5 protein-coding genes and 2 pseudogenes are annotated in these 8439 nt (G+C 41.9%); 3 read left to right on the plus strand and 4 right to left on the minus strand.

Annotated elements, in window-relative coordinates; genetic code table 11:
- Positions 1–429 (plus strand): annotated as a pseudogene (locus tag QZ918_RS27695) (ISKra4 family transposase); the annotation flags it as partial.
- 49 nt (positions 430–478) lie between these two features.
- Here the strand turns inward: QZ918_RS27695 and QZ918_RS27700 are convergent.
- Positions 479–727: pseudogene (locus QZ918_RS27700) on the minus strand (CpcT/CpeT family chromophore lyase); the annotation flags it as partial.
- Positions 728–789: 62 nt separating this feature from the next.
- Between QZ918_RS27700 and QZ918_RS27705 the strand changes: the two are divergent.
- Positions 790–1398, plus strand: coding sequence for a Uma2 family endonuclease (locus QZ918_RS27705; protein ID WP_293340951.1), 609 nt, complete (start codon positions 790–792; stop codon positions 1396–1398).
- Between the two features lie 225 nt (positions 1399–1623).
- Here the strand turns inward: QZ918_RS27705 and QZ918_RS27710 are convergent, their stop codons facing one another.
- Positions 1624–4644, minus strand: coding sequence for a dynamin family protein (locus QZ918_RS27710; RefSeq protein WP_293340954.1), 3021 nt, complete (start codon positions 4642–4644; stop codon positions 1624–1626).
- An 81-nt stretch (positions 4645–4725) separates the two neighbouring features.
- On the opposite strand from QZ918_RS27710, the gene QZ918_RS27715 reads away from it, so the two are divergent.
- On the plus strand, positions 4726–6048 hold the full coding sequence (locus tag QZ918_RS27715; RefSeq protein ID WP_293340957.1) for a hypothetical protein: 1323 nt from the start codon (positions 4726–4728) through the stop codon (positions 6046–6048).
- Positions 6049–6314: 266 nt separating this feature from the next.
- On the opposite strand, the gene QZ918_RS27720 is transcribed toward QZ918_RS27715, so the two are convergent.
- Together QZ918_RS27720 and QZ918_RS27725 are read right to left on the minus strand one after the other, a co-directional pair.
- Complete coding sequence (locus tag QZ918_RS27720) at positions 6315–6905, minus strand: chromophore lyase CpcT/CpeT (protein ID WP_293340960.1); 591 nt, start codon at positions 6903–6905, stop codon at positions 6315–6317.
- Positions 6906–6934: 29 nt separating this feature from the next.
- Complete coding sequence (locus QZ918_RS27725; protein WP_293340963.1) at positions 6935–8206, minus strand: hybrid sensor histidine kinase/response regulator; 1272 nt, start codon at positions 8204–8206, stop codon at positions 6935–6937.
- Positions 8207–8439: the final 233 nt, after the last annotated feature.

Consider the following 8439-nt stretch of genomic DNA (forward strand, 5'->3'; position numbering starts at 1 on the left):
TGGACATGATGGAATATGGAATATTATCAGCGAGTTCAATCCTGGTAAAAGCCGACGAGAAATATTAGATTGGTATCATTTAATAGAAAATTTATATAAAGTGGGAGGGTCATTGAAATCTCTAGCCAAAGCCAAGAATTTTTTGTGGGAATGCCAGGTAGAATCCACCCTAAATTTATTTAAAAATTGTCGCAAAAAAACCGCCAAAAACTTTTGCAAGTATCTAGAAAAGCATCGTTCTAGAATTGTTAACTATGAGCAATTATCAGAAAACAAGATTTGTTCTATTGGCTCGGGAGCGGTGGAATCGACTGTCAAACAAATAGATAGAAGGTTGAAAATTTCGGGAGCTCAATGGTTGAAAAAAAATGTCATAACAAGATGCTAAAACTTCGTTGTGCTTACCTTAACGACCTCTTGGCTATTTGAGGCTTTTGCAAAACCGGGATGCTCCCAATCCCAACTCGGTTTTTTTCTATCAAACCTGAATTTCGTCGGCAAAGCTAGCCCAGCGGGTAAATTCAAAGGGGCCGGCCTGGGTTCCCCAGACGTGGGCGTCGGTTTCTGGGTCAAGCCCGCGATCGTGACTGGTGAATTTGTCTCGATCGATCTCAAATTCGCTGTCTAGACAGGTGTTTTTGCCCTTTCTGACCACCATGCAGCCTTTTCAGGATTCAACGCGACCTTTGAAGCTGCTGTCCGTCCAGTGCGTAATTATATCAAATCCGGTAGCATCGGATGGAAGTTTATTTTGTATTACAATAATTATATAGCCTAGGAGGGTTTCCCATGATTCAAACACTATCTAAGACAATCTCCTTTGATGAATTTCTCGAATGGAAGCCAGAAAGCGGACGCTATGAACTACTTAACGGAGTAATTATTGAAATGCCTAATCCAACTGGTAAACATTCAGTAGTCTCTGGTTTTCAAGCCATAGAGTTGGGTTTTGAAATTAGGCGATTGCAACTTCCTTATTTTATTCCCAAGGAATGCACGATTAAATTCAGTGACAATTCTGGATACAATCCAGATGTAATTGTGTTAGATAAAAAAGCTGTAGAAGCCAATGAGCCTCGCTGGGAACGAGAATCAGTTATTACTCTGGGAGATTCTGTTAAGTTAGTTATTGAAGTTGTTAGTACAAATTGGCGCGATGATTACGCTCACAAGATGAGCGATTATGAAGCTTTAGGTATTGCTGAATACTGGATTGTCGATTATTTAGGTTTGGGAGGTACTCGTTATATCGGTTCTCCCAAACAGCCTACTTTGTCGGTTTGTCAGTTAGTCGATGGTGAGTATCAGATTAAGCTGTTTCGGGGAGATGAAAAAATTGAGTCGGCGGTATTTCCCGAATTGAATTTGATGGCAGAGCAAATTTTTAATGGCGGGTAAAATCGTCGAATCCGGGTTAGATATCTCTGCTATGACTCGGCGGTTGAAACCGCGTCTACACGAACAAAGTCGGCCTGCGCCGACCAAGAAAATACCGGGGTTTTCCAACCTGGATTTGGTATTAGTTATCAGACTTTTGCGGACTGAAGTCCGCACTACGAACCGCCTATTTAGAATTGAAACAATGTTGGTTCGATCGAGGCTAAATTTTTGAGTACGATCGCACTAGATAGCGCTCTGATTCAAAATAGCCTCAATTTGATTTTGTACTTGTTCGAGCTCCTGGCGTTTGTCAGCCAGCCAAACTTTTTGGGCTTCGCATTCTGCTTGATTTTGTCGATCGCGCTTTTCCTGCTGTTCCAATAAATTCTCCCACAGCGCGATCGCTTTTGACGTAACATCGCTAGTAGCCTCAGTTCTTTTTTCAAATACTGCAATAATTCTTTCTTGTATATTTTTAATAAAAATAGACTGTGAAGATTCCTCAAACTGCTGAAAACCTAATTCAACAACTTTTTGCTTTATTTGAGCTTTAACTCCATCCCCATCTAATAAACCCCAGCCCACACCTCCACCAGCACCCGCAACTAAGGCACCCAAAATAACTGGAATAGCACCAACTCCAGTCAAATAAAACAACGCAGCACCGACTGCTGCACCAATTCCTAAACTGCTGCCCATGAATCCGCCTGCGTCTACGCCTACATTGCTAATTGATGCAGCAATTCCGATTCCAGTGATTCTAATTCCACCCCGATCACCTGATGTTGCGAAGTCCTTAAATTGAATAAAAAGGCGGGTATTAAGTCGCTTATCAAAAAGTTCAAATTCTTTACAAATCGGTTCAAGATTATCATGAATTTGGTTATCTAAAACGCCCATTTTTTGTTTCACAATTTCAGAGAGTTTGTGATTAGTCCAGAAATTAATATCTTGTGTTAATTCTCGAACAAATTGATTAGCATAATCTTTAATTAGCTGATCTTGACTCAAAAGGTGCGAATGTTTAGAAGTCCAGCCAGCACTTTTTAAAATAATCCGTTCTCTCAATTCTTTCAGCCATTCGTTCCAAGCTTCACGAGTTTCTTCTAAACATTCCTCCCTCCGTTTTTTTGCTAAAAGTCTATTTTTTATATCGCGGCCGCTTACTTCCGCCATTTGTTCAAATATTTTCTGCTTATCTGCTTCGGGAAGGGTCAATTTACCATCTAATATTTTCTCGTATTGATTCAATTCCTCACAACCAGTATCAATGATTTGGTTAAGTCCTGCGGCAGATTCCTGAAGTGCGATCGCGCCCCGTTTTTCTATCAAAAACTGTTCGAGAGATTTGGTAAAATCCTGAAAAGATTTCACATACTCATTTTCCGTTCCATCTATCCCATCCAAAATAACATCAAGTGCTGATTGAGCCGAAATCAAATGAATCCGGTTTTCACCAGCGATCAAATTTTGATTATTAACAATCGTTTCTACCCTTTGTCTTGCTTGCTTGCGGCTTCCTTCCCGACGCAGCAAATCGGCAAAATTAACTAAAATAAAAATATTTCTCGCAGCTTCATCATCTCGATCGGGATTCAACTCTTGTTTCAAATACAAAAGCAGTTCCCGCTCTTTTTCTGTCAAAAGATTTTGAGCATGAGTCAAAAAAATCACCGAATCAGTTGTTTTGAGAACTTGTTCCGTAACCAACGTGCGTTCCGCTTGTTCGTTCAATCCGGGAGTATCAATAATTTCTACACCATTGCAGCACAATTCGAGATTCGGATGCTCGAAAATGATTTCTTGGAGTTCTGAATTGATAAGTTCATCCCCAACATCACCTAAAGCCGCTTCCTCAGAAATTGTAGCTTTATCCTGATATTCTTCCGGTGAAATCTCCTCCTCGCGTCCATCTTTATATTTGCAGATAACCCGCTGCTGCGACCCGTATTTCAAAACCGTTACCGTACCGCTACAGGGAATATCCCGCACCGGTTGAATTTCCTCACCCAGCAAAGCATTGAGCAAAGTAGATTTGCCTTTGCTAAACTCGCCGACAACAGCCACGCGAAACCGCTGAGATTCTAATTTACGAGATATCTTTGTTACTTCTTCTGTTAAAGTAGGAGATAGCACGTTGCGATCGCTTCCATCTTTCAGAATTGAAGATAGTGTTTGACAAACAGCGTTCAATTTTTGACGATATTGTTGAAAATTTTGCAATTTCTGATATGAGGATACTGAATAATTTTGATTGTTTGGCTGTTCAAATTCTGTTGGTAAATCTTCAAGAATCTGAATTGAATCTAGTTGATTTATTTCCTGTGTCAGTTCTGCTGATGAATCTTCAATAATCTGAATTGAATCTAGTTGATTTATTTCCTGTTCAAGTTCTGTTGGCAAATCTTCAATGATCCGAACTGAATCCAGTTTATTTATTTCCTGTTCAAGTTCTGTTGGTAAATCTTCAATAATCTGAATTGAATCCAGTTTATTTATTTTCTGTTCAAGTTCTGCTGGTAAATCTTCAACAATCTGAACTGAATCCAGTTGATTTTTCTTATATAGCAATCCTAAATGAGTCGTAAGTTTTTTACCCCACCCTGCAACCTTCTCCTTGCTAAGGGGAGGGAGCAAGAAATTCACAAATGATTTAGGATTACTATATTTCGGTTTGGCCGGTAAATATTCAATAATGTGACTAGCAGCACGGACAAACACAGGATCGAGAGATTGAAATTGTGATGGATCGAGTAACGAGTAGACTTCTGATAAAGCTGTTGTATCGCTGATTGTTTGATTATTAAAACTCGCTGACAAAACTGCCAAGTATCGGGAATCAATTTCCAGTCTGTTACCGATAAGTGTCAAATATCCTGTTTCGCGATCGTCCATTGTACCGTCTGCCGCTGACATCTGATATCCAAAACTAATCAGCAGCAGTTTTTCTTCCTCAGAAAAACACGCTGTCATCGCTAGCAACACCTGGATTTCTTTGTAAATTTGCTGTTCTTCCACAACATCAGCTATCGGTATTACCAGTTGACGAAAACTGTGGTTAGCGGGGATAAGTTCCATCAAATTTTGCAGTCGCTGCGTTTCCTCAGCGCTAACCGTACCGTCGGCATGAATGACTCCCAGTAACACCGTTATCAGCGCCGCCAAAAAGAGTACAGGGGGAGTGACATCCTGTTGGTGAAGTTTTTGCCCAGTCAATCGCGAAATCAGATCAACTGTTTGGGGACTAATTATTGAAGTGTCCATTTGCAGCGCTACAGATTTTTTTTCGTTTACATTACTATAATAGATGAGTTGTTCTCTCGAATGCTACCTGGATAAAAGTTGATGACGAACTTTGTATTTTCCACAGCGATACAGGCTGGAATAGAGGCTGGTAAGTACGCACAAGTGTTTAACTCCGCTGGAGTGCCGATCGGCATGGTGAGAGATGCAGCGACGGGACAGTTTGCGGCTCATGCTGTGGGTGCGATCGTCAATAACAGCCCGTTAGCGCCTTTAGTGTTGCCCATGAAGTTTGTCATGGGCTGCTTCCAGATGTACCAAACGCACAAGGGCTTTGAAGCTGTCGAAATGGGCTTTCAAGCTGTTCAAGCCAGTATGGGGGTGCTGCAAGCGACAACAGCCGTCATTGGTGTCGGAACTTTCGCCGGGGTAGCCTTGTCAGCGGTGAATTTGCACCAAATATTGAAACTAAAAAAAGCGGTAGAGAGGCTGGACGTTAAAGTAGAAAAAGGATTCATCAACTTAGAAGAACTTGTGAAAGGCGAAAGCGCGGCAATTAAGAAATTAATTGCCGAAGTCGTTGCAGATATAAAATTTGACAGCCACCGTTTAGTTTTAGTGCGGGCTTACGGGTTATTTAATGAAGCAATTCGACGAATGCGATCGGCTTTGCTAGTGAAAGATATCAACCGCCGCAATGCTGAAATTGATGCGGCGCGGGGGATGTTGTTTGAGGCTTTAGCCGATTACAGAAATCCGCAGTTGTTGTCAGAAACTTGTGCTGCGGGACAGTTGCGCCGGTTAGAGTGCAGTTGGACGATCGAGCAAAGTATTATTGCGACGTATCAGGTGCAAAATGAATTTGGTGCTGCGGGCGATCGCATTTCTAAACTCCAACAACAAATCCGTCAAGATGCCTTAAGAGTAATTGCCGGCTGCGACTCTGACGATGAGCTAGATTTTATCTTCCCAGAAATCACACGAATTCACAATCATGATTTAGCTGCTTTAGATATTTGGCTTAATCAGATTGAATGGATGAATGCTTTGCCACCAAGTGAGTTAAAACAGTTGCAAAGTCCTGATTTCAGTAAATCAAACTTAGCTGTTATTGGCGATGAAAAATTAACCGCAACAGCTTTAGCAATACCCGACGAACAGTTATTTTATGAAAATTTGAGGCCGAAGTCTCATTTTTATGCTCTTCGCACTCAACTGGAACTGATGCTCGATCGGGAGCTACGTGAAGACTATGAAAGTTATATCATTGAGCAAGGGGAAATCGCAGGTCATAAAACTTTAGTATCGTCGAACTTGGAGAAAGCATCAGATTTGGCTGTTGCTAATCTTTTTTACTATTTCAGAGTCCGGGATGAATCAGATCAACAGGCTGTTGATTACAGTTACAAAAAACTTGCTGTTTAAAAAGCAAAGACAGTAACCAAGTTCAAATTTCTGAAATAGAAGGAGGGCGGGTTTATTTAACCTACCTACAACCAGAGAGACTGTCGGTAAACCCGCCCCTACAGCTAATTGAGAATGGTGCAAAATGTCAGTTGAAACCGACGGTCGATTTGCCTGAAATTAATACACATTAACCAATTCTTCAGTCCTCTTTCAGAGTATCCCATAGGTTAGGTGAACCTTAAATCAACTGGGTTATTTCCCAAATCCCAACTCAGTTTTTTCTATCAAACCTGAATTTCGTCGGCAAAGCTGGCCCGGCGGGTGAATTCAAAGGGGCCGGCGAGGGCTCCCCAGACGTGGGCGTCGGTTTCTGGATCTCGTCCGCGATCGTGACTGGTGAATTTGTCTCCATCGATCTCGAATTCGCTGTCTAGATAGGTGTTTTTGCCCTTTCTCACCACCATGCAGCCTTTTCCGGGTTCGACGCGACCTTTGAAACTACTGCCCGTCCAGTGCGTAATAAAGGTGCAACCGGGCATTAGTTTAAATTCGGCTTTGTTGAGTTGTTCGAGTTTTTGCCGATCGCGCGAGGCACCGTAAAATTGCTCTTCATTGACGATCGCATAATTTTCGATATCAATGCGATCGGCCGCTGGGACTAATTTTAACACTCGAACTCGGTACGGGGAGTTAAGTTCGATGTCATAAGCCTGTTCTAGATACAGACTCACGCCGCCCAAAAGTTCCACAGGTAGGGGTCTCATGCAGACGCGGATGTGGGCGAAGAAAGGCGGATTTTCAAAGGCTTGGGCTTGGTTGCTGAAGTCGGAGGCCATCCAGCGGGCGAGGGTAATGATATCGGTCGAATGGGACATATCGATGGTTTTGAGAAGCGGAGTAGAAGTTATTTTACTGGAATTTTGATAACAAACTCCGTACCCTGCCCCATAATCGAAGAACACTCAATCTTACCACCATGTTTTTCAGTAATAATCTGATGACTGATTGACAGCCCCAAACCAGTACCTTGCCCAAGAGGTTTGGTGGTGAAAAACGCATCAAATAGTTGACAAATAATCGATTCTGGGATACCGACACCATTATCAGCAATGCTAATCGCGATCGCATCATCACTACCAACAAAAGTACGAATCGTAATCCTAGGTTGTTGGTTATTGCTGACACCCGATGATTCCAAAGCATCGATCGCATTACTCAGAATATTCATGAATACCTGGTTCAGTTGACTAGGATAACATTCGACCCGTGGTAGCTGGCCATAGTCTTTGATGACTTGAATTTCAGGACAATTTCGTCCACCTTTTAGACGGTGTTGTAAAATCAACAGAGTGCTATCAATACCTACATGAACATCAACCGCTTTACAGTAGGTTTCATCCAATCGCGAGAAATTACGGAGAGAAAGCACCAATTCGCGAATCCGATCCGTACCTACTTTCATCGATTTCAGTATTTTAACCAAATCTGATTGCAAAAATTCTAAATCAATTTCTTCTGCCCGTGTCTGGATTTCTACTACTGGATTGGGATAATGTTTCTGGTAAAGTTGCACAAAGTCTAACAAATATTCAGTATATTCTTTAATGGGGCTTAGATTAGCATGAATAAAATTCACTGGATTATTAATTTCGTGGGCGACTCCCGCCATCAAGTGACCGAGGGCAGACATTTTTTCGCCTTGCACTAAATGAGTTTTGGCTTGTTGGAGACTTTCTAATGCTTCGTTGAGTTCCGTGGTACGTTCTTCCATCAGGCGCGTGGCATTTCGTAGTTGTAAATGCACCTGAATTCTGGCTAATACTTCTTCACACTGAATCGGCTTGGTGATGTAGTCCACTGCACCCAAACTTAGCCCCTTAATCTTATCTACTGAGTCGGAAAGAGCTGTCATAAAAATGATAGGAATATTGTGAGTGTCCGGATTTGACTTGAGTCGTTTACAGGTTTCAAATCCATCGATACCGGGCATCATGACATCGAGTAAAATCAAATCTGGCTGAGACGATCGCACTCGTTGTAAAGCAATTTCACCATTTTTGGCGATCGCGACTCGGTACTCCTGTTCACTTAATACATCAAATAATACTTGCAGATTACTGGGAGTATCGTCTACAACTAAAATAGTTTTTTCTGCGGACATAGGATTGACGGACATTACAAACTCCAATATATGAAAATTTTGAACCGCAGAGGGCGCAGAGGACGCAGAGGGAAGAGTTTTGTGAGGATTTTGGATGTCGTAAAAAAACCTTTCATCCCTCCCCTCTCTGCGCTCTCTGTGTTCTCTGTGGTAAAATCCTCTTAATATCTATTTTACATCTTTGTACACTCCATTAAGAGAAGAGTTTTGAACCGCAGAGGGCGCAGAGGACGCAGAGGGAAGAGTTT

It is taken from the genome of Microcoleus sp. CAWBG58, from assembly GCF_020883045.1.
Lineage (GTDB): Bacteria > Cyanobacteriota > Cyanobacteriia > Cyanobacteriales > Microcoleaceae > Microcoleus.

Bases quoted from the DNA above. Each gene is read 5' to 3' on its own strand.
- QZ918_RS27725 (WP_293340963.1), bottom strand. From the start codon at position 8,206: ATGTCCGTCAATCCTATGTCCGCAGAAAAAACTATTTTAGTTGTAGAC.
- QZ918_RS27710 (WP_293340954.1), bottom strand. From the start codon at position 4,644: ATGGACACTTCAATAATTAGTCCCCAAACAGTTGATCTGATTTCGCGA.
- QZ918_RS27705 (WP_293340951.1), top strand. From the start codon at position 790: ATGATTCAAACACTATCTAAGACAATCTCCTTTGATGAATTTCTCGAA.
- QZ918_RS27720 (WP_293340960.1), bottom strand. From the start codon at position 6,905: ATGTCCCATTCGACCGATATCATTACCCTCGCCCGCTGGATGGCCTCC.
- QZ918_RS27715 (WP_293340957.1), top strand. From the start codon at position 4,726: ATGACGAACTTTGTATTTTCCACAGCGATACAGGCTGGAATAGAGGCT.